Origin of the sequence: Kolteria novifilia, assembly GCA_007748055.1 — a bacterium.
Taxonomy (GTDB): Bacteria; Planctomycetota; Planctomycetia; order Kolteriales; family Kolteriaceae; genus Kolteria; species Kolteria novifilia.
In genome coordinates this window covers 6,476,700-6,501,955 of record CP036279.1, presented here as the reverse complement: position 1 = coordinate 6,501,955, position 25,256 = coordinate 6,476,700, and the positions used below count along the sequence as shown (strand labels likewise).

Below are 25,256 nucleotides of genomic sequence, written 5' to 3'. Positions count from 1 at the left end.
TTGCTCGTGTGGTGTCAGTTCTCCCTGATGCCGAGTCGGCATCGGCAATCGTGTGCCACTGGCTGCTTGTCAGCCAGTGAGGAGAGAAAGAACATCGTGGTCTGACTAACCACAAGTGTTAGGCATGAGAGTTCCCGTCTCCCGGTGGGAGAGGGGCCAGGGGTGAGGGGGCTTTCTTTCGACGAGTCGCCTTTGCTTACCGGGATGGTCATCCCCTCACCCGGCTCGCTTTGCTCGCCGACCTCTCCCCAAGGAGAGGTGAGAAATACCTGACACGATGAGGTGGACCGGCCTGTAGCTTGCCCGAAAGGTTGCGATTGCCGCGGCAATCGGGCGACCCGAGAACAGTGTCTTGTTGGTGGTCGCTCTCGCGCGACGTTCTCGCGTGAGAGCCACTTCCGTTTGTGGTGCGTCTAGTGATAGCTCAGGGAAGGGATTGAACATGGACCGATGGATGGGTGTCGACTTTGGCGACAAACGGATTGGCTTGGCGCTCGCGGACACCGAAACCAAGCTGGCGACGCCTTGGCAGAACTACACGCGCCGGACTCCCGAGGTCGATTCGGATTACTTCCGGGCGATCTGCCGGGCCGAGGGCATCAAGAAGGTGGTGGTCGGCTTGCCGGTCAACGCCGACGGTTCCGAGGGGGAGAAGGCTCGCGCCGCCCGCCGGTTTGGTGGTTGGCTTAAGAGCGTATTGGGCGCCGAGGTCTACTTCTGGGACGAGCGCTATACCAGCGTCGAGGCCGACGCGATGCTCGAGAACACCAAGCTCCCCAAGAAGAAGAAGAAGGCGCGTCGCGACATGATCGCCGCGCAGATCATGCTGCAAGGCTTCATCGACGCGGGTTGCCCGCTGGACGCCGCTCCGGGCCCTTTGGATGACGTCCTCGCCCAAGGGAGCCGTCTGTGATCTCGTACTCCCTGGTTCTTTGCCTGGGAGCCCTGATTTCAGCCGATGGGGATGACGCCCCATCGGTGCGCAATGGACAAGCCGTGCCGGTCCGCCTTCGCTTCGTTCCGGGGCGCCGGCTCGTCTACCGCATTGAGAATCAGCGCTCCTTCGAGCAACAGGGCGAGACCTGGACCTCCGCGACGCGCTCGACGCTCAGCTTCCAGACCCGCAAGGTCGAGGGAGATCGGGCCGACATCGTCTGCCGCTTCGATCGGGTCATCTGGTCGCCGCCCCACAAGGGCGAGGAGTTGCTCGTCTTCGATTCGTCGAAACCGGCCAAGGGGCCCGAACCTCCTCCCTTCGTCGCCCTTCGCAAACTCGTCGGGCAGAGCTTCGCGGTCACGCTCGACACGCGCGGGCAGATCCTCGCGATGCAGGACTTGACACCGGCCGGGCAAGATCCCGCGGCCAACGATCCCAACGTTCAGGGAGTCGTCGGCGAGGGCCAATTGCGCCGGATGCTCAGGACGATGTACGCGTGGGTTCCCGAGCAACCGGTCGGGTTCCACCGGCCCTGGTCACGCTCGGAGGAGCAGGAACTCGGCATCATGACGATGACCCGAACCAACACCCTGCAAATGACGCCCACGCTGCGGGGACGTTGGAAGATCGCCTCGCGCATCGACCTCTCCGCCCAACCGGGCCAAGGGGTCGCCAACGCCAAGCAGAAGGTGGTCGGAGAACTCGTTTCGAGTGATCCCGGCGCGGCGGAGATCGTCTTCAATCCCGATACCGGCCGCGTCGAGTCGCTCCAGGCTCACATCGGCTTTCAGATGAAGGTGGTCACTACCGAAGCCTCCAAACCCGAACCGACGAGCGTCACGCAACGGGTCCGGGCGAGCACGGTGATCGAACTCCTTCCCTCCGAGTCCGCCCGGGCGAACTAGCGCTCGCCCCCTTTCGTTCATCAACCACACTGCCGGCAGCCCAGGCACGTTCTGGGCTGCCCGTCGTTTTTTACTAGGGGGGGCCGACGCCGCGCGTTGTCCCGTAGGTCAGGCCATTGCCTGACGCGAGCAAGAGTTCGCCTCCAAGAGTCAGGCAATGGCCTGACCCACGGGAAGGGCCTCCGCTACAATGACACCACGTTGCATCTTCTCGCGGTTCCGCAGACGAGGCCGGTTTGTCGTCCCAAGCTCTCCAGAAAGCGCTCGCTTTGCATCAGGCCGGCAATCTCGCCGGGGCCGAAAAGGCCTACCGCGAGATCCTGCGGAGGAGCCCCGATCACGGCGAACTCCTCTTCCTCTTGGGGACGCTCCGCTTCCAACGAGAAGCCTTTCCCGACGCGATCTCGCTGCTCAAGCGAGCGGTCGGCAAGCTCCCTCGCCATGCGCGCGCCCAAGCGAATCTCGGGCTCGCGCTGCACGCGTCGGGTTCCCTCGAGGACGCGATCACCGCCTTTCGCGCCTCGCTTCGGCTCGATCCCAAGCAGGCGGAGATCCATTTCAATCTCGGCAACGCCCTCGCTCAACGCGGTCAGGCAGTCGAAGCCATCGACTCCTTTCGCCAGGCGATCCGGCTCGCCCCTCGGATGGCGGCCTTCCACAACAACCTCGGGCTGGCGCTCCGGCAACGCAAGGACATCGAGGGAGCCCGAAAAGCCTTCAAGGACGCGGTCCGGAGTCAGCCCGATTTCGTCGAGGCCCAGAACAACCTCGGGGCGCTCGAACGTGAACTTGGGCATCTACCGCAAGCGGTCGAGTGTTTTCGACAAGTCGCTCGGCTGCGGCCCGACTTCCTGCCTGCCCGCGATAACCTCATCATGTCGCTCGCGCAGTTGGGACGACTCGACGAGGCCCAGCAGGCGTGCCGCGAGCTGATCGATCAGTTCCCCTCCCGTGGGGCGAGTCACCAGCATCTCGCGAAGATCCTCCAGACGCTCGGTTGTTTGCACGAAGCGGAAGCGTCCTACCTTCGGGCCCTTGAGGTCGATCCCAATTTGCACCAGGCCCGCGCCGATCTCGGTCTTCTCCTCACGGCAACCGAGCGGCATCAGGACGCGGTGGCGCACTTGACGCAAGCGGCGGCGAAGTTGCCGAACGACGTGACGGTCCAAGCGAACCTCGGTCGTGTCCTTTCGCGGGTCGACGAGTTCGCCGAAGCCCGGCGCTGCTTTGTCCACATCGCGCGATCGCGGCCGGAAGGGCCTCTTTGGGAACTCGCCGGGGCATGCCTCTGCCCGACGCTCTACGAGAGTTCCGACGAGATCACGGCGTATCGCCAGCAACTGGTCGATGCCTTGACCAAGGCCGAGCAGGCGAATCCGGCGACGGTCAATCTCAAGACGTTTCTCGAGATCAAACCGCACCCCTCGTTCAATCTCCCCTTTCACGGCCGCGACGAGAAGCCGCTGAAGAGTCAGTTCGGCCGAGTCTTCTCGCGGTACGTCGATGCCGAACGCCCCAAGCCCGGAGAGGGCAAACCGCACGTTGGCTTCGTCGTCACCGATCGGCACGAGACGCCTTTTCTCCGCGATTGGAGCGAGCACCTCGCCCAGTTCGATCATCGCTCGTCGCGGACGACGATCATCTGTTCGCCGGCGGGGCGAACGAAGATCGAGCCCGTCCTCGGCCGCGAGGAGATCGGCTATCTGGAGATGCCGGTCTTCCCCGAGGTTCTGTGCGAGGCGATGGGCGCTCTTCGGTGTGATCTGCTCTACTTCCCCGAAGTCGCGACCGACGTTTGGAACTACGTGCTTCCCTATCGCCGGCTTGCTCCGCTCCAAGCGACCGGTTGGGGGATTCAGGTGACCAGCGGGATTCCGGCGATCGATCTCTATCTCTCAAGTCGACTCGTCGAGCCCGACGACGGGGAGTCTCACTACACCGAGCGGCTGGTCACCTTCGAGGGATTGCCCGCGCCACGCAAGCGACTGCGTGTTCCCGAACAACCGTTGCCAAGAGAGGCGTTCGGTCTGTCCTCGACGGATCATGTCTATCTCTGTCCGCAGCAGTTGGGAAAGTTCCATCCCGACATCGACGACTGGATTGGGGAACTGCTACGCCGCGATCCCAAGGGCGTCGTCGTCATCACCGAGGGGACCAACAAGGTTCTCGCTCGCAAACTGATGGACCGCTTCGCGAGGAAGCTTTCCGACGTCGCCCCACGGATTCGCTTCGTGCCGCAGCAACGGGGCGAGGGCTATCCGAGTCTCCTCTTGGCCGCCGACGTGGTGATCGACCCACCTCACTTCAGCGGCATGAACGTCTCCTATGACGCTTTCGGGTTGGGGAAAATCGTCGTCACCCTGCCGACCTGCTACCAACGAGGTCGCTACACCTTGGGCTGCTACCGAGCGATGGAGATCGATGAGCCGATCGCCGACGACGTGGAAGGCTACCTCCAGCGAGCCATGGGCCTCGCTTCGGACCGCGATCGTCGCGAAGAACTCGAACGTCGGATCGCGCGGGCGAGCGTGACGCTTTTCGAAGAACACGCGATGGCGGTTCGTCCCGACGAACTCTTCCTCTCGTGGATTGAAGAGAGTCGATCGCTCGCGCGGTGATGCCGGCCCCTCATTTGTCCGCAATCCTCGTCGGATCCCAACGCTCGCCGACTGCAACCGCGGGAGAAGTCGCGAGAATGTTGGAGTGAGCTCCCGCGGGTCCCGGGCGAGGACGGATTTTTTTCGAAAGGGGGCTTGAATGGCGTACGAGGGAGCCTACATTTCTCTCTACAGGGAGACATTGAGACTCATTCTCAATCTCCTCGCGTGTCCCTGCCAGGAAGTGCCGCTCGGCATACCAAGCTTCTCACCCACGTAGTCCCGCCAGGCAACGCGCTGTCGCGCTCACCTAGCCATCGCCGCTGCCGAAGGAAGCTTCCCATGCGCCCTCCCCGCCGAGGTCTCACCCTCGTGGAACTGCTCGTCGTCATCGCCATTATCGGCGTCCTGGTCGCTCTGCTTCTCCCCGCCGTGCAGTCGGCGCGCGAAGCCGCTCGACGTATGCAGTGCGCCAACAACCTCAAGCAGCTCGCGACCGCGCTGCACAACTACCACGATGCCGAGGGCGTCTTTCCCGCAGCCCAGTACGACAGTGGCTGGGTTGCCAACGTCTACCCGCACTTTGCCGGCTTTCCGGGCCTCTATCCTTTTCTCGACGCCCAGCCGGCGTTCGATGACATCAACTTCGACGCGGGTCTCACGGGCATCGGCGGCTACGGCATGATGATGGATGAGAACAGTACCGCGGCGACGATTCAACTGAGCGTCTTTCTCTGTCCCGCCAATCGGTCGCAAAGCACGCAAGGTCATCGCGGTCTCGCTTACGCTCTGGAGCGTTCCTGCGCGACCGACTACCTCATGAGCGGCGGGGCGATCTTCTACCCCTTCTCGCACCACGCCTCGAGCACCCAGGAGCCGAGTTGGGAGAAGAACCCGCAATCGCGCGGCATCTTCGCGTACGACTCGAGCGTGAAGATCAGTCAAATCACCGACGGGCTCTCCAAGACGTATCTGCTCGGGGAACACGCCGGGGGGGACGCCGCCAACCCCTACCTCGCGACCAATCCGAGCGGCGGCGAACGCGTCTGCGTCCCGCTGGGATCGGCGAGCGTCGCGGTGCACCAGGAGAATCTCATCTTCGCCGGCACCAACGGCTGGACCGGGCCGATGAACATCAACTACGAGAAAGTAGGCCGCGCCTTGATCGGGCTGACGGTTGATCAAGTGGGGGCCTATTACCCGCCGAACGACTGTGCCTACTACGCGACGATCCCGGTGTCGAACTTCCGAAGCGTTCATCCCGGCCTGGTGCAGATGGCGATGGCCGACGGCTCGGTAACGACGGTCTCCGACTCGGTTGCCCCCAACATTCATATGGGCTCCTCGACGATCGAAGGCTCCGACGATCTCTAGCGAGTTCCACCTCGACCACCGCCCGGTGGATGGGAGAGTGCCACTCCCCGCTCGGCCTCTCCCGCCCCATTCCACCCGCCTCGGCTACTTTCCCCAGCCGAGGCGGGTGCCTCTCCTCCTCCCGTTGCTGTCAATGGAATGTCAGTGAATCGCGAGGAATGTCTCTCGGGGAATCTCTCTCTGGAAGCGAAGGAATCGATCGATGTGGAAGCGAACCCCAACGTCTCTGCTGCTCTGCGTGAGTCTCGCGGCGCTCGGCTGTGGCCGAAGCCAGTCCCCGAACATGTCCCGGATCGTCGTCAATGACCCGGAAGTGACGCGGCAGCTACAAGAGGACGAGAACAAACGACTCGAGGAGCTGCAAAAGCAGCACGAAGCGATCCTGCACCGTGGCGGCGTCGACCCGGAACTCAAGCAAGCCCTCCAGCAGCTCGAGAAGTCCGCCAAGGAGCAGGGGCCCCAGGCCGAGTCCCGATGAGGCGGGATTTTCGTCACTTCGTCTTCTGAATCAAGAAATCGATGAGGTCGTCGAACTGGGTCTGCGGATCCTTGGTCGTGTTGAGGACCACCGGGGCGCCGATCTTGTCGGCGGCCTCTTTGAGCTTCTCGCCGAAGACGGGGTGATGGACCATCTCGCCGGGGGTGTGCTGCTTGCCGAGCGGCTTGTACTTCTGCGGATAGTCGAGAAACGCGGGGGGATCGTCCGACGAGAGATGATGAATCGGCGAGGCCTTCGCGGCGACTTCACGCACTTCGGGCGAGTAGAGCTCCTCTTCGCTGCTGACCCCGAGCATGATCGGATGCGCGGGGTGCATGACGGTCTTCATGCCGAACCATTCGTCCATCGTCTTCTTGTCGAGGGTGGTCGGCGCGACGATCGCCCCCGCGGCCTTGAGCCGGGTCGACTGCTTGAGGACCGGATCGCTCGCGTTGGGATCGGCCATGTCGTCGTGAAACGCGAGCCAGAGACTCGTGACCGCCCCGGCCGAGCCCCCGAAGCACGCGACACGCTCGGGGTCGATGTTGAACTCCTTGGCGTGGTGACGCAGGAACTGGACCGCGAGTCCGCCGTCGCGCATCGGCGCGGGGAAGGGCTTCTGGGTCGAGTAGCGGTAGTTGATCGACGCGACCGAGATGCCGGCATCGAGCAGTCGCTCGAGTGCGTCGGGACGAATGTTCGTCTTGTCGCCGCCGACCCAGCCGCCCCCGTGGATGTAGATGACCAGTGGTCGCGGGCCGTTCCCTTCGGCTTGCCAAAAGTCGAGGACATTTCGCTCGTGCGGGCCGTAGGCGACATCGCTCTGGGTGGGCGGGTTCTGTTGCCGCGCTCTCTTGGCGGCCTTGGCTCGCTTCTCGCGAATCTCCTTGAGGCGGGCTTGGAACGCGCGGGCCTCGGGCATCGTCAAGACGCCGTCGCGGTTGATGTCGGCTTGCGGCCGCTTTTCCAGCAGTTGTTTGAGTTTCGGGGTGTTGGCGGAGGTCCGTTCCTCGGCCCCGCGACTGGGGACGCTTCCCGCGATCAGCAAGACCGCGATCAATCCCCCACCGACCATCGTTCCACGCATGATGAGTCTCCGGCGCCAGGTATTCTCCGCCATCATACCCGAATCGGGACAGCGGAATCATCGGCTAGTCCGCAATACCTTGCCGATAGTGCGGAGGGCCGATCGCGCTCGTTGGCGAGGGGATCGTGGAACCCAGAGGGTGGAGGCTCGCGATGTCTTGGACTGATCGATCAACGGACTGCTATACGTTGACGAGCAACCAACCCTTTCAGCATCGCTTCGCGATCGGTTGAGCAAAGGGTGTTCGCAGCCAACGTCCGAAAGGGACGCAGGATGTGGTCACTGTTCGCATCTCCTCGCTGGTTCCCAACGACTGCATCCGATCTCCTGAGCCGCGAGGCGGCGGCGTTGAGTAGCCAGGGGGGGCCAACCCCTGGAGATGATGCCAATCCATTCATGAAGCCCCAGAGGGGCGCAGGTGGTTCGCTTCGGACCTGTTGGCGGATCAGCATCGATCGCCAGGACGATCAGTGGCGATGTTGAAAGGGTTGGTGGACGAGCAACCTGGGCCACCCCAGAGAGCGGAGAGAAGCGCTTGTTGGAGGCTCAGTCTTCCTGCATGTGGGGCGAGGTCGCTTCCCAGCGGCGCAAGCAGTCGTTGGGGAACTCGGGCTTGTCGATACCCTTGGTGCGCATCCGTCGGCGATAGTGCTCGTAGTGGTGGTGCATGCGCTGGGCGTAGAGTTCGATGTTGATCGAGGCGTACGTCAGGAAGACGACCCACTCGGTTCGTGGATCGCCCAGTTGTCCGAAGAGCCACTCGGCTTGCTGGTCCTCGATGCCGTCGGGATCATCGTCGTCGACGAAGGGAACAAAGATCGCGATGACGAGGGCCGCTTGCTGTTCGAGGTTTTCCAGGCGTCGGATGACGTTGTCGACCCATCCGCGCAGGGCCGAACGTTCGAAGGGTTTGGCATCGAGTTCCGCGACGCGGTTGAAGACTTGGCAACCGAAGTCGACATCGGGGCGCGCAAGCAGTCGGTCGAAACAGGCGAAGAGTTGGTCCCGTGCTTGGGCTGTCGCTTGTTCGTTCCTCGCCGACCGGACGGCGTTGACGTGGTCGTAGATCTCGCCATCGGCGTCGTCGTAGATCGGTTGCAGGTAGACGCTCGCGACTCGTTTCATCGTGTCCTCGTTCATCGTGGCTCCGCGACGAGTGATCACCGTGGGCCGATGCGATCGGGGAGTTCCTCCGCAGACACACCGGGCACAAGAACTCCTGTCAAGAAGGAGGGGTTGGAGACAACGAGGTTCGGAAAATCGCGGAGACGGGGGCGCGGAGACGAGGCCATTGAGGTGGTGGAGAGATGGTCGTTGCGGCACTGGTTGGCAAGCAGCCAGTGGCACCCGGAAGGGGGCTCTCGATGGAGCGACTCAGATCTCGTTCTTGGAGAACTCGACGCCGACGACGGTGGCGACGCCCTTGCCGCCTGGGAGGATGCCCTTGCGGAGTTGGACACGCCAGGTGTTGTTGTCTTTCAAGCGATCGAAAGCTCCTTCCTCGGAGGCGAGAAAGAGCGTGATCGACTCGCCCGGATCGAGGGCCTTGAGCTTGTGATTCTCGAGGGTGTAACCCTCTCGCCACGGCAGGTCGTAATGGAAGAGCAGCCGGCGCGACCGCGAACCGGGCTGAATGTAGCTGTAGGAGTAGCCCCGATTCTCGAAGACGTCAAGTCCCTTGATCTGCTGCTCGCGATCGGGATAGAGGAAGGTCGGGTCGGTCGGATGAAAGCGTTGGTCGGAGGAGACGTTCTTGACCCGAAGCTTCAGGACCAACAGCTTGTCGGTGGGGTGGCCGCCAGGGAAGAGCTTGACCGGCCGGTGAACGATCTCCTGCGGAGTGATCTCGAGGTTGCCGATCCGTCTGGTCTCGCCGAGGCGGAGTTTCTGCCGACTCGTAAGGGCTTCGAGCGGTGAGACGATTCCCTTGAAGGAGTAGATCCCTTCATCCTTGAGGTTCTCGAGCGGTCCGGGTGGCTCGGGCCGAGTCATCCAAAGCCAAGCTGCGATGATGGTCGCGAGACTGGCCCAGGTGAAGAGCAGGGTGATGATCATCGCCGTCTTGCCTGCCCCGCCCGACGTGCCGCCGGCGGTCGCGGTACGGGCCCCATAGGGCGTTCCGGACGGCGAATGGCCGGAGATGCCCGAGGTCTCGGTGCTGGCGGCTTCGACGAAGCTCGAGGCTTGTTCGTTGCCGATGCTCGTTTCACTGGTGGACGGCGAGGAGACCATGTCGAAGGGGCTGGCGTCGGGCTCGAACTCGGGCGTTTCGGTCGGTTCCTCCGCCGTGGTCAATTCGTTGGGGTCGCTCGCAGGTTGTTTCTCGTCGGGCTGGAACCACGTTTCGGTGGAGTCGGCCGCGTTGGTGGCGGAGTCCTGAGCGTTGTTCGCGGGCTCGGGTGCGGATGACTCTGGCGGCGGAACCTCCTTGGAGATTTCCTCACCCTGGTCGACCTTGTTGGGAGTGCCCGCGGAGGAATCCTCGACCTCCGTCAGGTCCTCCTCGTCGTCGAGCGGCTCGAAGCCGACGTCTTGCGGGGGATGGCCGACCGCGGAGCCATGACCGTGGATGTCGCTCTGCTCGCCTCCCTTGCTATCGCCGGCGCCGGAGTTGAGCCAGCTTGGCGACGAACTGCCACCCCGATTGGAGCGGAAGGGATCGTTGTGAAAGTTCGAGTCAGGCATCCGGAGCTCCTCGACGTCGTGGCGTCACCTGACCGGGTAGGCACAGGGAGGCCCAATCGACCGTTTGAATCTCGTCTGGCACGGCGTCGTGAAGACTACCGTGAGGAACCGGCCCCCAGAGCGGAACGTCGATACGCGATCGTAGTTCGTGGGGGTTTGTCATGTCGGCATGGGTGCCCGTTGGCGGTTCGGGGCAGTTCATCATGACGCCCACGACGTTCAGTTCGCGTCGCCGGGCGGCTTCGAGGGTCAACAGCGTGTGATTGAGCGTGCCCAGCCCTAGGCGCGCGACCACGAGAAGAGGAAGGCCCATCGCGACCGCAAGATCGGCCACCGTCTCGTGCGCCGTCAATGGACACAGTAGACCGCCTATCCCCTCTACTAATACTAGATCGCAGTTTCCCCTCCATCTGTCAAGGATCTTGACGAAATCGCCAATTTCCGGAAGGGGGGTGTCGCCACGGGTCGGGTCGAGCCGATGGGCGACCGGAGGAGCCAACGGGTACTCATAACGGTAGGGGCAAACGTCCTCTTCGGAGACGTCGTCGCTACAGTGAGCCCGGAGCAGTTCGACGTCCTCCCATTGCTCCTCACCCGTGGCCGAGCGAACCGAACCGGTCGCCGCCGGCTTGGCGAGCCCCACGCGGTGACCCTCCGCATGGAGCTTTCGGGCCAGTTGGCAGGTGACGCGCGTCTTGCCGACGCCGGTATCGGTCCCGACGACGAAGAGGCCTGGAGGAAAGGCGCCTTCGCTCATGCCTCGCCCCCTCGGTCGGCGTTCTTCTGAAGTGACCGACGCACCGCTCGCATCGATTCTCTTGCGAGATGTCTTCCCGCCAGCACGCACCCGTTCCCCATCGTCGGTCGTTGTGGTCGGTCCCCAGAGAGGCTCGCGGGAACGCGTGGGCGCCCCCGTCGACCTTCTTCTCCGTATTGGGACTTAGAAGCGCATCGGACCGAATCGTTCGCGACTTCTTGCACTGCTGGGGAAATTGTAGCGTCGAGACGCCGAAAGTGTTGTCCGGATCGGCTGTTGGCGATATAACAGCGGTTTGGAGCCGGGGCCGTAGTGCGCTCTCGTTCTGGACCAACCGAGGCAGATCCTTTTAGGAGGACCGACTACTGAAGATGCGTCTGCGAACCAATGAGTCGATCGAACAGGCTCTGAAACGGTTCAAGAAGTTGATTGAGCGGAGTGGGATCCGCACGGAAATGAAGCGATCCGCGTACTACGAGAAGCCGAGCGAACGCCGTCGTCGCGCTCAGCGCAAGCGTCTGAAGAAGATCTTGCAGGCCAACGCCAACAGCGCCTAATCCACGTCCAACCGACCGCCGTGCCGACGCTGCCCCCAAGAGTTGGCAGCGCGGCGAATGCGACCGAATCTCCCAAACTTTCCAAGCGGTGTGCCCACGGCTGGCAGTTGTCGCTGCGCGCTGGTGGGTGCCGTTCACTCATCCGTCCCCATCCCGACGAGTCCGCAAAGTTCCTCAACGCGACCTGAGACTCCAAGCGTCGCCAAACCTCCCGCGTCTCCCGCGATGTGATCAAAAACATCTCTGAATCTTGCCCAATCAGGACGTTTTTGCGCCTCTTTCCCGTCTGATCGCGACCAATCCGCGCCGATTCTCGACAACTTTGCTTGCAAAGTCCTCAGATTCGATTAAAGGTTCCGCCCCGATCGACCGACGGCTCGCGTTTGCCCGTCGATCCCGTCTTGGCCTTTCTTTGGGAGCCGCCACGAAGGCATGACTCCCCCTGGGTGAAGACTCGCGTCCAAATTCGCCGCGCCCGCATGATGCCGCGCGCTTCTAGCCACGAACTCTAGCACGACAGGGACGTCGTAGATGCTAGCGCAGCTTTCTGTTTTGCCTTCGCTGGTTTTGGTGGCCTTGGCAGGGGGAGCCCCGCCTGCTCAAATCGTCATCAAAGAAGACCCGACTCCCATCACGCTGTCGCCGGCCGACTTCCAGCCAAAGTCCCAGCCGGCCCAAGCGCAAGTCGCCGCTCATAAGCCCGAAGTGAACGAACACGTCGAGCCGAGCGTTCGCATCGAACACGACGACGTCGTCCGCAACCTGAAGATCCAGTCGGCCCTTCGCAAGGGACGCGGGCTGGTCGGAGAACGCCGCTACGCCGAAGCGATCACCGTCCTCGAGCCGCACCTGACCGAGGCCGCCGGCGCCGACCAGTACCTCGATACGCTCGCCGAGGCGTATCGCGGCCAGATCAACGAACTGCTGCTCAATCGCAAGTCCGACGAAGCCCGTTTACTCGCCCAGCGGCTCCGCATCCTGACGCCGGAGGCGCAGGCTGGCAATGTGGCCGCGCCGACGACTCGTCCCACCGCCGCGCCGCCAACCGTCGAGCGCTCGCGGGGGCGGGCGATTCCGCGGGCTCAAGCGACCTCGAAGCCGAAGTACCAAGCTCGGGCCAAGCTCGACACGACCCCCGCCATCGCCCACGGCCAAACTAGCCTGCTCAAGGACGCCGAGCGTCTCTTCGCCGCGAAACAGTACGCTCAAGCCCTTCCGCTCTACGAAAAGGCCTACGAACAAGACCCGATCGCCGCCCAGCCCGCGCGGGAACGCTGGGGCTACTGCTTGCTCTTTGTCAGCGTCGACAAGTACAACCGCTGGATCGAGGCCCCCGTCGGTACTCATTCGGCCGGCGACTGGGAGCAACTCGAGGCCGATGTTCGCCTCGCCAAGCGGCTCGCCCCCTCGATCGAGTACACCCAAACCGTGCTCAATGCGATCAGCGATCGCAAGCAGGATGTCCAGAAGCCCAACGTCGCCCGCACCGACAATGCGGCGATCCATACCGGCACCAGTCAGTACCCGCTCGTCAACGCTCCCGCTTGTCCGATGCGGCATCTACCCACCGCCCATGGCCAATGGTCGGTCATCGAGACGGCCAACTTCCGCATCCATCACCGCGACCGCGCGTTGGGTGAGGAGGTCGCTCGTCTCGCCGAGGCCGCTCGGAAGATGAGCCACGAGATGTGGTTCGGCAGCCCGCCCCAACGAGACTGGACGCCCCGCTGCGATGTCTTTCTCTACCCGACCGCTCAGGAATACACGCAAGTCACCGGGGTTCCCGCGCAGTCGCCCGGCCACTCGAAGGTGCTCAACGAGAATGGTCGCATTCGCAGCCGTCGGCTCGAACTCCGCTGCGACGATCCGAACATGAAGCTCGCGATCCTGCCGCACGAAATCACGCACGTCGTTCTGGCCGGCAAGTTCGGCGCTCACGACGTCCCCCGTTGGGCCGACGAGGGCATGGCGGTCCTCACCGAACCGCGCGACAAGCAGGACGCCCATCTCGGCAACCTCTATCGTTGCCAGACGACGGGGCGGCGGTTCTCTTGTTCGCAGATGTTCACGATGCGTGAGTATCCGCCCGGGCCGCAGATGCGGGACTTCTACGCCCACAGCGTCGGCATCTGCCGCTACCTCGTTGAGATGGGCGGTGCCGAGAAACTGCCGCTCTTCATCAACACGGCTCTGCAGAACAACAACTACGAACTCGCCCTTCGCCAGGTCTACGGCATCAATGGCGTCACCGACCTCGAGTCAAAGTTCGGCCAATACGTCGCCAGCATCCCCAACGGCGGCAACGTCGGCGTCGCCACCGCCCGCCGGTAAAGATTCTCTCTTCAATTTCTCCTCAGGTGCCACAACGGTCGTGGGTGCCGTGCCCACTCTTCAGGTAGGCATGCGCGGTCCGACGTTCCCCGCTTAGTGTTTGAATGTCCCCCCCCCCATTAGGCTTTTGATGTCTCCCCTTGTCCAAGAGGGGATTCAGGGGGGGCGGTTGTCGTTGTTCCACTTGTGGGAATGTGCTGAGCAAAGGCGGAGGGAAGACCCCCCTCAAACTCCCCCTTGGACAAGGGGGAGCGGTAAGAGTGACCGGGTGGCCCCGATTGCTTGCCAATCGGGGTGGCGCAGCCACAAGAGACCCTGGACACGAGAACGAGCGCTTCCCAGAAGCCTTCCTGAGCCACCAGTGGCCCGCGGACGCGCGGAGAGCGGGTCCATGGGTCCGCTTGTTCGGATCGACGAGCAACCGGAGCCACCCAACTTGTTGGTGGTTGTGGGGTAATCCCATGCCTCAATCGCATCGAACGCGATCTGCAACGACCGATCGGAAGGAAAAGTGGTGGGCCGAGGTCCACTCGACGACTCTAACCAAGCCTCGTTGTGCCGCCATTCAAGCTGACTGCACCGGACCGCTTCGCACGTTCCATGTCAGCGTTGGACGGTCTCCTAATCTCCCACATTCGCTCGCAAGAATGAACAAGTAGTCCTCTGCTGAGGGACCGCGTTTCATCGATGCTGAAGTGGGTCATCTGTCTCTATTTTTTCACTTTACTATCCATCTTCTGGTGCTAGGCTGTTCGTACGCGTGAAGCCATGCCCTCGCGGCAGCCGCAACGTTCGGTTGTGTCCTGATCCGCGATAGCCTCGTCCTTGTGACGAATCCCGCCACACGCTCAATGGAGTGGGAATTTCCTTCTCGTTGACGGAGGCTTGGGCGAGTGGCTGCGCCATCTTCTTTCGCGCGACCTAGGCGGTGCGCGTTCACTCTGATCGAACTGCTCGTCGTTCTGGCGATCATTGGTTTTCTTTTAAGCCTGTTGATGCCCGCCGTGATGGGGGCCCGCGCTTCCGCCCAACGCTTGCAGTGCACCTCGAGGTTGCACTCAATCGGTGTCGCCATCACCGGGTTCACCGATAGTCACGGAGAGTTTCCGAGGACCTTCTGCGGTGCGACAAGGGAGAATGGTCGCAGCCGAGGCTACTGCTTTTCCGGTTTTGTCGAACTCCTTCCTTGGCTTGATCGTCACGACGTCGCCGACAAGGTCAATTGGAAAGACGAGACGACTGATCGCGGCGGGCAGCCGCCCTTGATCGGCGACAACGCCAGCGCGATGTCGGCCCAAATTGCCTCGCTACTGTGTCCCTCGGACACGGCTCCTCGAATGGGGGCGAGCTACCGCTTCTGCCGCGGAGTGCTCCCCAACTGGCCCACCGATCCGGGCGGAGCGTTCTGCATCTATTCAAAAAAGCCGAGAGACATCACCAAAGGGCTGAGCCAGACGGCGTTCGTCTCCGAACGCTCCCGCGCTACCGCGTTGGGATTCACCGACGGCAGCAGCCTGGACTTTGTGACTCCGTGTGTCGCCGCCAATCAGTCGGGCCCCGCCTTCCTCGACGAGGATTGCGGAGCGACCTGGTTTCGCGGAGCCCATCGGCACGTTACCTATGTCCACTACCTGCCGCCGAACGCCGTGATGAAGGATTGCGTCGCGAGCAACCAGGCGTTCATGTCCGCGAGGAGTTGGCACCAGGGAGGGGTCCATGTTCTCTACGGCGATGGGCACGTCGCATTTGTCGACAACGCAATTGATCTCATCCTTTGGCGCCGACTCGCGACCCGTGAGGAAGCGTTTGACCAACTCGGCCATGGGCTCTAGTCCCGTGTCAGTAACCTCGTTTCGGAGAATAGTCGGCCATGACTGTGACGTTGATGTTGATATCGCTTGTGTTGCCGTTGTCGGCGGACGGCTCAGCGCCGACGACCGAGGACTTGATCACCAAGTTGGACGCCTACACAAGTCAGATCCGAACCTTTCAAGTCACCTACGTTGCGAACTCCGATTCAGAAGTGAACAGCGGTAAGAAGGGGACAATGATCCAGCTGCAGCTTCAGCCTCCCAAGTGGCGTATGCTTGTAAGGCGTCTCGATCTATCCGAGGACGATCCGAACTACGAAGGAGAGTACATTCGAGCTAATGGTCGATCGGTGCGCATAAGTCAACGACTGCGGCGTGTGGTCGATGAGCCAATCTCGCTCAGTGACTTTGGAGGAGAACTCTACATTCACGCGATTGGCTTGCGGACCTATTCAACAACCAACTCGACCTTCGCGGATCTATGTAAGACGGAGAAACACGTAAGATACGAAGGACGCGTGACAATAGGTGGTGTCGCGTGCGAAGTGCTGACGGTGGGGCCTCCAATTACAGAAATTCCCGCCAGCGAAGAGTATTCGAACGATGCAAGGGTACGTATCTCGATGGCGCCTGAGTTCGGCTACGCTCCAGTTCGGTGGGAGTACTTGGTTCCATCCAAGAGATATGCGATGCGATTCACCAATGAAGACTTTCGGAGAACTCCAAATGGAGGTTCCGAAGATGACGTCTGGGTTCCTTGGGAAGTGGTCAATGAAATATTCGTGGACGACCAGCTCAAACTGAGACAAACGATGACCCTCAAGGATGTCTCGGTCAACAGGCTGTTGACTGCCAGCACCTTTCACGCCGGGCCGCGACCCGGTTTTGAATACATACGCGATGGTGAACGAATTAGGCAGTCACACGAAGAAATACGGAGAAGAGTGGCTTTGCCGAAACTCACAAAGGAGGAGTTCGCTGCCGCTCACAAAGGAGTATTCGATGACAAGCAAGCTGTTCCAGACGAATATCTTGTGCGACAGTCTCCAGGCAGTTGGTGGTCTTGGCTCTTGGTCTGTATGATCGCTCTATCGTTGGTGTTCGCCATTGGTGGATATCTTCTCTATCGGAGGAAATCGAGATGAAGTACATGATGTCGGTGATTGGAGTATTCGTCATGGCGTCCACGGCGTGGACCTCAGTTGGTATTGAGGCATTTGTCCAGTTGTCGGCGTCTTCGCTGGCCGAGTATGAGGGAGGAGTCGTTGGCTACTGCGAGAACTTCAACACCGTTCCCGTCTGCACTGCGTGTGTTCCCTCCGGGGAGAGTACTTGGAGTAAGTGTTGCTCAGTGATCAGTTGTCCTGAACCTCAAGATGTCTTCGCGTGTGAAATAGATGACGAGGATGAAACGTGCGATCGGTGTATTGACGGAGAGTTCAAGGACTGCGAAGGGACCGAGCGCATATACACTCACTCATCATGTATGGGGCCAGTTACCCCGGGAGATCCGTGTGGTAGGATCTACTCGACTGGGACTATGGAAGACTCGATCTGTGGCATCTGTCCAGGGGACTGTACAGAGATCAACTTTACCGATGGTACGGGTGGATCTAGTGACTGTGCCACCTGTCACTGCCCGTGACTAGGGAGAGTGCGGCTTGCGATGGCACATGTGTGGCAGTAGGAGATATGGTAGATGGTGCGGCCCATGCTCTTCTCCCTGGTAACGATCGTACTGCTGTCCTCGTGGTCACTCGGCGGAAGCGCGGCAAGGGATGACGGACGGTGCGCTGTCGAATCTTTTCGGGACTCACTTGCCCTGCTAGGTGCGTTTCCGAATGATCAGGAAGTCATGAGGTTCTTTCCGGATGGGGGAGAGCCCTTCTCTCTTGCGGACGTCGACTTCGCCGCGACGTCGATGGGATTTCAGACGCTTGCGGTGCGGTGGGATCAAGTCGAGTTGGCGGAGTTCCCCTGCCCAGCCATTCTCCATGTTCGTCGACGTCCGGATTCCGGCAAGTCTGATCACTTCGTCGTTTGTGCAGGAAGGGATGGTGATAATCTGTGCATCATCAACTATCCAGGAACTCCCCAGATTGTGAGTATCGATTCGCTTGGGAGAAGATGGTCCGGTGTTGCGATGTATTTGGATGTCGCCGCGAACGTGCCGATCTCTCATCGGTTGAGTTCGCGAGGCCGGCCATGGTGGAACTACGGAATAATCCTTGTTGGTGTTCTATTGGGGGGGCTGATATGTCAACAAGGAGCTCGATGGCGAGCGAGTCAGTCTCATTCGAAGAACCACGTCTGAGTGGACTGTGGCCATGTGTCACTTGATCGGAGCGTTGTCTTGCTCGAGGGGGAGGTATGTTGGGCAAAGTAATGAGTAGGCTTATCGGCATCTTGGTACTTCTCGGATTGGTGTGTGTCCTCTTCTTGTCGATGAATGCCGAGGAGTTCACGGCCGACGGAGTGGGCCCACGGGTCGCTCTCGTCTGCGCGACGAAGAACATTCATCTTCACGATGCTTCAGAGAAGGCGCGATTCGCCATACGAAATGCGTCTTCTCGGGAGGTGAAGATAGAGGAAGTGGTGAAAAGTTGTGGCTGTGCACGTCTGTCCGGAATTCCTCACGCTCCAGTCCCTCCCTCGGGAGAATTCGAGATCACCGGCGGGTTCGCTCCACCAGTCGTTCCTGGACGGAGTGTAAGTATCCGCATTCGCTGCGAGGGAGACAGAAAACCGTTGATCTTGACGATGTCGTTAGACGCGACGCGTGATCGCCGCTTACCTCGGTTTGCGCGAGTTCCGAGAATCAACCTTGGCTTTCTGGAACTGAAGAATCAGGAAGAAGTGCGTCCGGTAGAGGTGCAAACACTTGAGTATCCCGACGTTGATCCTTGGTTGCCAGTCCTTCACCTCGGAAAAGGCGGGGAGTCGATCGGCGAATTCAAACTCGTCGACTTCGAAGACAAGAGTCTCAAGGGAGATGCCATACGGCGAACTTACGTTTATCAGTTTGTGTGGAAGAAACTTCCCCCAGCCGGGGAGTTTCAGTTTCCAGTCGTCGTTGATGTCGAACACGGCAAACAGGTGAGAGAAACTGTTGGGATGGTCTTCGGACGCTCACTCGCGAAAGGTGGATAAGTGATGGCGATGAATGGAATGTGATCGCAGGTCCGCGAGCGGGCATTCGGATGGTGATGTTGCCCTTTTGTTGACGTCAAAGCCTTCCGAGAATGATTGTTCGACGCCCACCCATTTGTTGCCCATTGGGCTCACGTGTTTGGTGATGGAACGAACGTGGTGTCCCCCCCCCCTGTCGGTTCAAATCGACACCGAAATCTGGCGGCCGATGAGACCCAGGAACGCGGAGCGGTGGTGGAGGATCTCGAGGAAGTCGGCGGCGGCGGGACTGGTCTTGTAGATCCGGAAAGCACGCATGATGCCGAGCGTGGCGGCGCTCTCGAGTGGGCCGATGAACGCGGCGCTGCGGTCGAGAAAGTAGGGCTGGCTCGCCCAGTGTTCCAGCTGGTTCTTGGTCAGGAAGAAACAGCCCGAGTGCGGGTTGCGGGGGCGCTGGAATTTGACCGGTCGTCCGAGCAGCTTGCCATCAAGGGTGGAACGCTCGGAAATGTTCTGAAAGCGTTCGGTCGCGGGAAGGGCGAGGTCGCCGTCGATGTAGGCCTTGCGCACCGCGCCGGTCATGCTCACCTCGAATCGGTTCGGCTGGAGCAAGCATTCCGGGCCAGCGCATTCGTTGAAGAAGGCGAGCTTCAAGAAGAACCACGGGTCGGACAGGATTAGGTCGTCTTCAAGAAAGCAGTAGTAGTCGTAGTCGCCGAGCCGGTCACGTAGGACGGCATGACACTCGTATCCGAGGTACATCGGTTCCGCGTCGGTGGCGTGATGCGTGAAGCATTTGGCGGGAAGAGCGAGGTCCTCGAGTAGATGCTTGCCCCGGGTCGTGCAGACGACGAGGTCGGCCTCGACCGAGCTGGCGGTGTTGATGGGAACGAACTTCCTCTCCGCGATGTCGATCGTGCCTTGGGAGGCGGTGAAGGTTTGCCGCAACGACGACAAGGAGGTTCGGACGGTCTCCGCGCGGCGCGCGCGGTGCTCGTTGGCGGAAGCGTGTCGTCGATTCCCTTCGGGGTCGTAGAAGTGCGGGATCGCGAAGAGTAGTCGCATCGGTTCTCGTTTCTCAATTCATCCGTGAATGGCGTCGCCCGGCGAAGGGGGGAGTCGTTCGACGACAGTCGCGTGAGCGAGGTTCGCATTGCAGGTCGGCAGCCGGTTCACGTTGTCCTCTCCCGGTGGGAGAGGGGCCAGGGGTGAGGGGGCCCTCCCGCCGAGAACGCCCCCCCCGGTTTCGCCGAGCCGTTTCTCCCCTCACCCGGCTCACGGCGTTCGCCGCCCTCTCCCCAAGGAGAGGTTGTTGTGGACCATCACTGGACTGCTAGGCCAGGCCGTAGTGCCGCAAAAGGGCTTCGGTGGAGGGGGCTCGGCCGCGGAAGTCGTGATAGACATCCATCGGGTCTTGGCCGCCGCCCTGGGCGAGGATCGTCTCGCGGTAGCGCTCGCCGAGTCGCTTGATCGCGGCCTCGTCGTCAAGCCCCGCTTCCTCGAACGCCGCGAAGGCGTCGGCGCTGATCACCTCCGACCACTTGTAGCTGTAGTACCCCGCGGCGTAGCCTCCGCCGAAGATGTGGCTGAACGCGCAAAGCTGACGAGCCTCGGGCAATGGAGGAAGGATCGACATCCGCTGGTTGATCCGCATCGAGACGTCGTCGGGAGTCTCCTCGCCGTCGGAATCGTAGCCGTGATGCAGCGCCATGTCGGTCATGCCGTAGGTCATCTGCCGAAGCATTCCCGAGGCGGCTCGGTAGGTGCGGGCCTTGCAGAGCTTGTCGAAGAGGTCGTCGGGAAGGGGCTCGCCGGTCTCGACGTGCTCGGTCATCCCGAGCAGGGTCGGCTTGTGGTAGCACCAGTTCTCCATGAACTGGCTGGCGATCTCGACGGCGTCCCATTCGATCCCATACGTTCCCGCGACATCGAAGTGATCGACGGTCGTGAGCATTCCTTGCAGCCCGTGGCCGAACTCGTGAAAGAGCGTTTCGACTTCGCGGAAGGTCATCAGCGACGGCTTCTCCCCGACGGGAGGGGTTCCATTGCAGCAGAGGTAGACGATCGGAAGTTGGAGTTCGCCCTCTTGACGACACCGGCTGAGGCATTGATCCATCCACGCGCCACCTCGCTTCTCGTGCGGCCGCGAGTAGGGATCGAGATAGAGCGAGGCAATCTGCTCGCTACCGTCGTAGACGTGGAAGAAGCGAACGTCTTTGTGCCAGATCGGGGCCTCGCCGTCGGCCGGCTTGATGGTGACGCCGAAGAGACGCTCGGTGAGCCCGAACATCCCGTCGAGGACTTTGGGCATCGGGAAGAACGGTCGCAGTTGTTCGTCGGTGAAATCGAAGCGCTTTTCCCGCAGCCGTTCGGCCCAGAACGCAACGTCCCAGTGGGCAATCGGTTCGGCCTGTCCCGAGTCGGCGGCAAGTTGTCGCAAGTCCTCGAGGTCCGCCTCGGCCGGCTTGCGGCTGGCCTGTTCGAGTTCGGCCCACATCTCCTCAACGGCGGCGACGCTCGGCGCCATCTTCGAATCGAGACTCAACGCGGCGAAGTCGTCGAATCCCAGTAGCTTGGCCTTCTCGCTGCGAAGACGAAGCATCTTGGGGACGATTTGGCTGTTGTCGAAGGGCCCGCCGGCGGCGCGGGTCACCATCGCTCGGTAGAGCTGCTCGCGCTGGTCGCGGCGGCGTGAGTGCTGCAAGAAGGGCAGGAGGCTCGGAGCATCGAGCGTGATCCGCCATGGACCCGTTTCGGGGGAGGTCGTCACGTCGGGCTTGGCTTGCTGGTGCGACTGAGACGCCCCTTGCTTAAACGTGTCGGGCCACCCTTCGGTGTCGTCGGGATCATCGATGATCAACTCGAAGGCCTTGGTGGCATCCAGCACGTGATGCGAGAACTTGGTCGAGAGTTCCGAGAGTTCGCGTTCGATCTCGTTGAATCGCTCTTTCTGGGCACCATCGAGTCCGACCCCGGCGTTGCGGGCGCCGCGGAGCTTCAGCTCGATGACTCTCCTCTGGGCGGTGTTAAAGGTCTCCCAGGCGTCACTGGCGCGAATCGACTCCAGCGCGTCGAAAATCGGACGGCTCTGGCGCAAACGAAGGTCGAACGCGACGACTTCGGGAAGGACCGTGTCGTGGGCTTCGCGAAGCTCGTCGGAGTTCTGAACTCCCATCAAGTGGCCGACGGGGCCCCAAACACGTTCCATCCGGGCGTCGATTTCCTCAAGCGGTTCGACGAGATCGTCCCAGGTGGTCGGGGCACTCGACTCGATGGCTTCGAGCCGGGCGGTTAGGGTCTCGAGGGCCTTGCGAACACCGGGAACGACATCGCTCGGCTTGATGCGATCCAGCGGCGGAATTCCTGACGTCACCAACAGTGGATTCTCTTCCGGCACGACTCTCCCCCATCCTGAGTGTTGAAGGTGTTTGAACGCATCATCATACGACGGCGCGTTTGGTCAGGCACCTCGGGACGAGACTCCATCCCGAAACCAAGTGTTCGATCGCGGGCCGCGCGAAGTCTCCTTTTCCGATTGGCGGCTTGTTCTTCGCCTTCGATCACTGCTAGCCTGTGGGAGGTCTGGGAGACGCTCTTGCCGCAAGGAATCCCGCCGTGCCTTCTCTCCTGCTCGCCCTGTTGCTTGCCGCCCCCGCGGACGAACCGCTGCCGATCGTATCGGGGGTCGAGGCCCAACCCCTCGCGGCTCAGGTCCGCCGCCTGCTCGATGCGCTCGACTATCTGGGGCAACCCCTCCCGGAAGACGACAGGAGAGCCCTCGAGACCGCGATGAAGGGCGCCGATGGGCCCCAGGCGGTTCGCGCGATTCAGGAGATCTTGGACAAGCACGCCCTCGTCGGCGTGACGATCAATCCGGAGAGCCGGGTCAAGGTCGCTCCCGGCGCGGCTCCCAGGCAGCTCGTCGAGCAGGGCTGGCGCAACTTCCTCGTCAAGGTGATCAACGAAGCGGGCATCACCAGCCGGCTACGCGTCGAGAGTCCCAACGCCGCTCCCATGGTGAAACGCTCTCGGGGGGCGAAGGAGCCGACGCTGGAGATCTCCCCCGACCAAGTCCGCGATCGGTTTCTTGACGCGACAATGTTCGACGATCAGCCGATGACCAAGAGCCTCTCCGGCCTCGGGGTCGAGTATCGCCTCTTGCAGCTCTTCTGCCGCGATGTGGGCAAACGCGAGGCGACATTGGCGTTCGATGTCGGGCAAGGGACGCAGGATCTCGGATTTCGCAGCGAAGTGGCGCTTTTGTTCGACTCGCTACCCGCGTCGCCGGTCACGCTGCGGGTCCTGGATCACGATGGTGAGCCGACGATGGCGTGGTTTCGCATCACCGACAAACTCGGCCGAGTCTATCCATCGCAAACGCGTCGACTCGCCCCTGACTTCTTCTTCCACCCGCAGGTCTACCGCGGCGATGGGGAGACGATCCCCTTGCCGGCGGGAACGTACACCGTCGAGTTTGGACGTGGCCCCGAGTATCACATCGATTCGCGAACGCTCGTGGTCCCCGAGAAGCCCGTCGCGCCGGAGAGCTTTCGACTACGCCGCTGGGTCGAGCCCAAAAGTTTCGGTTGGTGGTCGGGCGATCATCACGTCCACGGCGCCGGCTGTGCCCACTACGAGAACCCGACGCAAGGAGTGAAGCCGGAGGACATGTTCCGCCACGCGTTGGGCGAGGATCTCAACGTCGCGTGCGTTCTCTCTTGGGGGCCGTGCTGGTATTTCCAGAAACAGTACTTTGACGGCAAAGTCCACCAACTCTCGGAGAAGGACTATCTGCTTCGCTACGACGTCGAAGTCTCCGGTTTCCCGTCGTCGCACGCGGGGCATCTCGTCTTGCTGAACTTGGGTGAGGACGACTATCCCGGCACCGAGCGCATCGAGGACTGGCCGAGTTGGGATCTTCCAATCTTGAAGTGGGCTAAGGCGCAGGGCGGTGTCGTCGGGTTCGCCCATTCCGGTTGGGGGCTCGATTTGCCCGACGACACGTTGCCGAGTGACGTCGTTCCTCCCTTTTCGGGGATCGGCGCCAACGAGTACATCGTCGACATCACCCACGATGCGTGCGACTTCATCTCGACCGTCGACACCCCCGCGCCGTGGGAGCTCAACATCTGGTACCACACGCTCAACTGCGGCTATCGCTGCCGCATCAGCGGCGAGACCGACTTCCCGTGTATCTACGGCGAGCGGGTCGGGCTCGGGCGGGTCTACGTCAAGGTCGACGGCGAGCTTAACTATCCCGACTGGGTCCAGGGGCTAAAGGATGGCCGCTCGTATGTCTCGGACGGGCTCAGTCATCTGCTCGATTTCACCGTCGACGACGTCGCGGTCGGGGAGAAGGGGAGCCAACTCGACCTCGAGTCGCCCAAGACCGTCACGATCACCGCGAAGGTGTCGGCCCTTTTGGGCGAGAAGCCGGACGAAGTGATTCGAACTCGGCCGCTGAGCAAGAAGCCGTACTGGCATGTCGAGCGTGCTCGCGTTGGAGCGACCCGTACCGTCCCAGTGGAGGTCGTCATGAATGGGCGTCCGGTCGCGTCCAAGACGATCGTGGCCGATGGATCACTCCAGACGGTGAGCTTTGACGTTCCGGTCGAGAAGTCGAGTTGGGTGGCGTTACGCGTCTATCCCTCATCGCACACGAACCCCGTCTTCATCGAGGTCGACGGCAAGCCGATTCGGGCCTCGCGAAAGTCGGCCGAGTGGTGCCTGAAGGGGGTCGAACGCTGCTGGGAGCAGAAGCGTCCGAAGATCCGGGGGGACGAACTCGAAGCGGCCCGCGACGCGTATGAACACGCCCGGCAAGCCTACCGACGCCGGCTGAACGAGTCGGAAACGGAGTGAATGAGCCGCCGATTGGTGGTTGGTTGGGGCCATGTCGTGGCGTTCGTCAAGAATTTAGAATGAATCGTCCCATCTGCTGAAAGGTTCGCGGTTCTCGTGCCATTTGTCTGGTAGTGGAAACTGAATCTGAGCGAAACGGGGCCGATTCCCGAAGGGACGCGAATCGTACGGTTCGCGTGGCGAATCGGCCGGCCGGTGTTCGTTTCCACTCATGTTGGGGTCACTTCTCGTTCTCTGCAAAGGACAACCCGATGAAGAGCCTGCTGATCGCCGCGCTAGCGACACTGATCGCCACTCCGCTGTTCGCCGCCGAGTCGGCCAAGACGTGGGAAGGAACGTGGAACAATCGCAAGTATGGCACCAGCGGCCCGCTCCGCTGTGTCGCCACGCCGGGCGAGGATGGCGTCTGGACCGCGACATTCACGGGGACCTTTCAGGGAGATCCCTTCAAGTACGATGTCACCTTCGACTCGAAGAAGTCGGGACGCAATCAGGAACTCAAGGGGACCGCGGTGATTCGCGGGCACGACTACGAGTGGATCGGGCAAATGAGGGGGAACAAGCTCCTCGGGAAGTACCGGGCCAGTGTCGGCTACTACGGCGAATTCCAGCTCACCGAGGTCCGCTCCCGGCGCTGAGGCCGCATCACTTGTCCCCGGTGCGGGGGAATTAGGCCGATCTTGCGAAGAATACGAAAGTCGCGTCGCCGATCGGGGGCCACTTCGGGGCATTCTCCTTGGACCTGG

19 protein-coding genes are annotated in these 25,256 nt (G+C 61.6%); 13 read left to right on the top strand and 6 right to left on the bottom strand.

Annotation, left to right across the window (positions count from 1 at the left end; genetic code table 11):
• Positions 1–442 precede the first annotated feature (442 nt).
• The 5 genes from ruvX (at position 443) to Pan216_RS23925 (ending at position 6,291) form a co-directional block, all read left to right on the top strand.
• A complete protein-coding gene (ruvX, locus tag Pan216_RS23945) occupies positions 443–913 on the top strand; it encodes a Holliday junction resolvase RuvX (protein WP_145262105.1) in 471 nt (156 codons plus the stop codon).
• The gene (locus Pan216_RS23940; RefSeq protein WP_145262103.1) at positions 910–1,842 is read left to right on the top strand and encodes a hypothetical protein; all 933 of its coding nucleotides are present in this window, start codon (positions 910–912) and stop codon (positions 1,840–1,842) included. Before ruvX ends, Pan216_RS23940 begins: the two co-directional genes overlap by 4 nt.
• A 236-nt stretch (positions 1,843–2,078) precedes the next feature.
• A complete protein-coding gene (locus tag Pan216_RS23935) occupies positions 2,079–4,460 on the top strand; it encodes a tetratricopeptide repeat protein (RefSeq protein WP_145262101.1) in 2,382 nt (793 codons plus the stop codon).
• Between the two features lie 321 nt (positions 4,461–4,781).
• The gene (locus Pan216_RS23930; RefSeq protein ID WP_145262100.1) at positions 4,782–5,813 is read left to right on the top strand and encodes a DUF1559 family PulG-like putative transporter; all 1,032 of its coding nucleotides are present in this window, start codon (positions 4,782–4,784) and stop codon (positions 5,811–5,813) included.
• A 202-nt stretch (positions 5,814–6,015) separates the two neighbouring features.
• Positions 6,016–6,291, top strand: coding sequence for a hypothetical protein (locus tag Pan216_RS23925; protein ID WP_145262098.1), 276 nt, complete (start codon positions 6,016–6,018; stop codon positions 6,289–6,291).
• A 13-nt stretch (positions 6,292–6,304) separates the two neighbouring features.
• On the opposite strand, the gene Pan216_RS23920 is transcribed toward Pan216_RS23925, so the two are convergent.
• From Pan216_RS23920 to bioD, 4 genes are all read right to left on the bottom strand, one after another.
• Entirely contained in the window at positions 6,305–7,378 is a 1,074-nt protein-coding gene (locus Pan216_RS23920) for an alpha/beta hydrolase (protein ID WP_419192921.1), read from the bottom strand.
• A 546-nt stretch (positions 7,379–7,924) separates the two neighbouring features.
• Positions 7,925–8,503 (bottom strand): hypothetical protein, encoded by a 579-nt coding sequence (locus Pan216_RS23915; RefSeq protein ID WP_145262095.1) that lies wholly within the window; start codon positions 8,501–8,503, stop codon positions 7,925–7,927.
• A gap of 249 nt (positions 8,504–8,752) precedes the next feature.
• A complete protein-coding gene (locus Pan216_RS23910) occupies positions 8,753–10,063 on the bottom strand; it encodes a hypothetical protein (RefSeq protein ID WP_145262093.1) in 1,311 nt (436 codons plus the stop codon).
• On the bottom strand, positions 10,056–10,820 hold the full coding sequence (bioD, locus tag Pan216_RS23905) for a dethiobiotin synthase (protein ID WP_145262091.1): 765 nt from the start codon (positions 10,818–10,820) through the stop codon (positions 10,056–10,058). Before bioD ends, Pan216_RS23910 begins: the two co-directional genes overlap by 8 nt.
• 371 nt (positions 10,821–11,191) lie before the next feature.
• Here bioD and rpsU point away from each other — a divergent pair, with 371 nt between their 5' ends.
• The 6 genes from rpsU (at position 11,192) to Pan216_RS23875 (ending at position 18,669) form a co-directional block, all read left to right on the top strand.
• The gene (gene rpsU / locus Pan216_RS23900; RefSeq protein WP_145262089.1) at positions 11,192–11,377 is read left to right on the top strand and encodes a 30S ribosomal protein S21; all 186 of its coding nucleotides are present in this window, start codon (positions 11,192–11,194) and stop codon (positions 11,375–11,377) included.
• 531 nt (positions 11,378–11,908) lie between these two features.
• Positions 11,909–13,708, top strand: a complete 1,800-nt coding sequence (locus tag Pan216_RS23895; protein ID WP_145262087.1) for a gluzincin family metallopeptidase — start codon at positions 11,909–11,911, stop codon at positions 13,706–13,708.
• Between the two features lie 893 nt (positions 13,709–14,601).
• Positions 14,602–15,540 (top strand): DUF1559 family PulG-like putative transporter, encoded by a 939-nt coding sequence (locus Pan216_RS23890; RefSeq protein ID WP_145262085.1) that lies wholly within the window; start codon positions 14,602–14,604, stop codon positions 15,538–15,540.
• A gap of 38 nt (positions 15,541–15,578) precedes the next feature.
• Positions 15,579–16,664, top strand: coding sequence for a hypothetical protein (locus tag Pan216_RS23885; protein WP_145262083.1), 1,086 nt, complete (start codon positions 15,579–15,581; stop codon positions 16,662–16,664).
• 554 nt (positions 16,665–17,218) lie between these two features.
• Complete coding sequence (locus Pan216_RS23880; protein ID WP_145262082.1) at positions 17,219–17,833, top strand: cysteine peptidase family C39 domain-containing protein; 615 nt, start codon at positions 17,219–17,221, stop codon at positions 17,831–17,833.
• Positions 17,834–17,889: 56 nt separating this feature from the next.
• Positions 17,890–18,669: a DUF1573 domain-containing protein gene (locus Pan216_RS23875; RefSeq protein WP_145262080.1), complete on the top strand. Its 780-nt coding sequence runs from the start codon at positions 17,890–17,892 to the stop codon at positions 18,667–18,669.
• A gap of 180 nt (positions 18,670–18,849) precedes the next feature.
• On the opposite strand, the gene Pan216_RS23870 is transcribed toward Pan216_RS23875, so the two are convergent.
• Positions 18,850–19,713, bottom strand: a complete 864-nt coding sequence (locus Pan216_RS23870) for a calcium-binding protein (protein ID WP_145262078.1) — start codon at positions 19,711–19,713, stop codon at positions 18,850–18,852.
• 268 nt (positions 19,714–19,981) lie between these two features.
• Positions 19,982–22,045 carry a M3 family metallopeptidase gene (locus tag Pan216_RS23865; RefSeq protein WP_145262076.1) on the bottom strand — a complete coding sequence of 688 codons (2,064 nt, stop codon included), beginning with the start codon at positions 22,043–22,045 and terminating at the stop codon, positions 19,982–19,984.
• Between the two features lie 218 nt (positions 22,046–22,263).
• On the opposite strand from Pan216_RS23865, the gene Pan216_RS23860 reads away from it, so the two are divergent.
• Together Pan216_RS23860 and Pan216_RS23855 are read left to right on the top strand one after the other, a co-directional pair.
• Complete coding sequence (locus Pan216_RS23860; RefSeq protein WP_419192920.1) at positions 22,264–24,510, top strand: CehA/McbA family metallohydrolase; 2,247 nt, start codon at positions 22,264–22,266, stop codon at positions 24,508–24,510.
• A 251-nt stretch (positions 24,511–24,761) separates the two neighbouring features.
• Entirely contained in the window at positions 24,762–25,148 is a 387-nt protein-coding gene (locus Pan216_RS23855) for a hypothetical protein (RefSeq protein WP_145262074.1), read from the top strand.
• Positions 25,149–25,256 lie beyond the last annotated feature (108 nt).

Bases quoted from the DNA above. Each gene is read 5' to 3' on its own strand.
- ruvX (WP_145262105.1), top strand. From the start codon at position 443: ATGGACCGATGGATGGGTGTCGACTTTGGCGACAAACGGATTGGCTTG.
- Pan216_RS23930 (WP_145262100.1), top strand. From the start codon at position 4,782: ATGCGCCCTCCCCGCCGAGGTCTCACCCTCGTGGAACTGCTCGTCGTC.
- Pan216_RS23925 (WP_145262098.1), top strand. From the start codon at position 6,016: ATGTGGAAGCGAACCCCAACGTCTCTGCTGCTCTGCGTGAGTCTCGCG.
- Pan216_RS23920 (WP_419192921.1), bottom strand. From the start codon at position 7,378: ATGCGTGGAACGATGGTCGGTGGGGGATTGATCGCGGTCTTGCTGATC.
- Pan216_RS23915 (WP_145262095.1), bottom strand. From the start codon at position 8,503: ATGAAACGAGTCGCGAGCGTCTACCTGCAACCGATCTACGACGACGCC.
- Pan216_RS23910 (WP_145262093.1), bottom strand. From the start codon at position 10,063: ATGCCTGACTCGAACTTTCACAACGATCCCTTCCGCTCCAATCGGGGT.
- bioD (WP_145262091.1), bottom strand. From the start codon at position 10,820: ATGAGCGAAGGCGCCTTTCCTCCAGGCCTCTTCGTCGTCGGGACCGAT.
- rpsU (WP_145262089.1), top strand. From the start codon at position 11,192: ATGCGTCTGCGAACCAATGAGTCGATCGAACAGGCTCTGAAACGGTTC.
- Pan216_RS23895 (WP_145262087.1), top strand. From the start codon at position 11,909: ATGCTAGCGCAGCTTTCTGTTTTGCCTTCGCTGGTTTTGGTGGCCTTG.
- Pan216_RS23885 (WP_145262083.1), top strand. From the start codon at position 15,579: ATGACTGTGACGTTGATGTTGATATCGCTTGTGTTGCCGTTGTCGGCG.
- Pan216_RS23880 (WP_145262082.1), top strand. From the start codon at position 17,219: ATGGTGCGGCCCATGCTCTTCTCCCTGGTAACGATCGTACTGCTGTCC.
- Pan216_RS23875 (WP_145262080.1), top strand. From the start codon at position 17,890: ATGTTGGGCAAAGTAATGAGTAGGCTTATCGGCATCTTGGTACTTCTC.
- Pan216_RS23870 (WP_145262078.1), bottom strand. From the start codon at position 19,713: ATGCGACTACTCTTCGCGATCCCGCACTTCTACGACCCCGAAGGGAAT.
- Pan216_RS23855 (WP_145262074.1), top strand. From the start codon at position 24,762: ATGAAGAGCCTGCTGATCGCCGCGCTAGCGACACTGATCGCCACTCCG.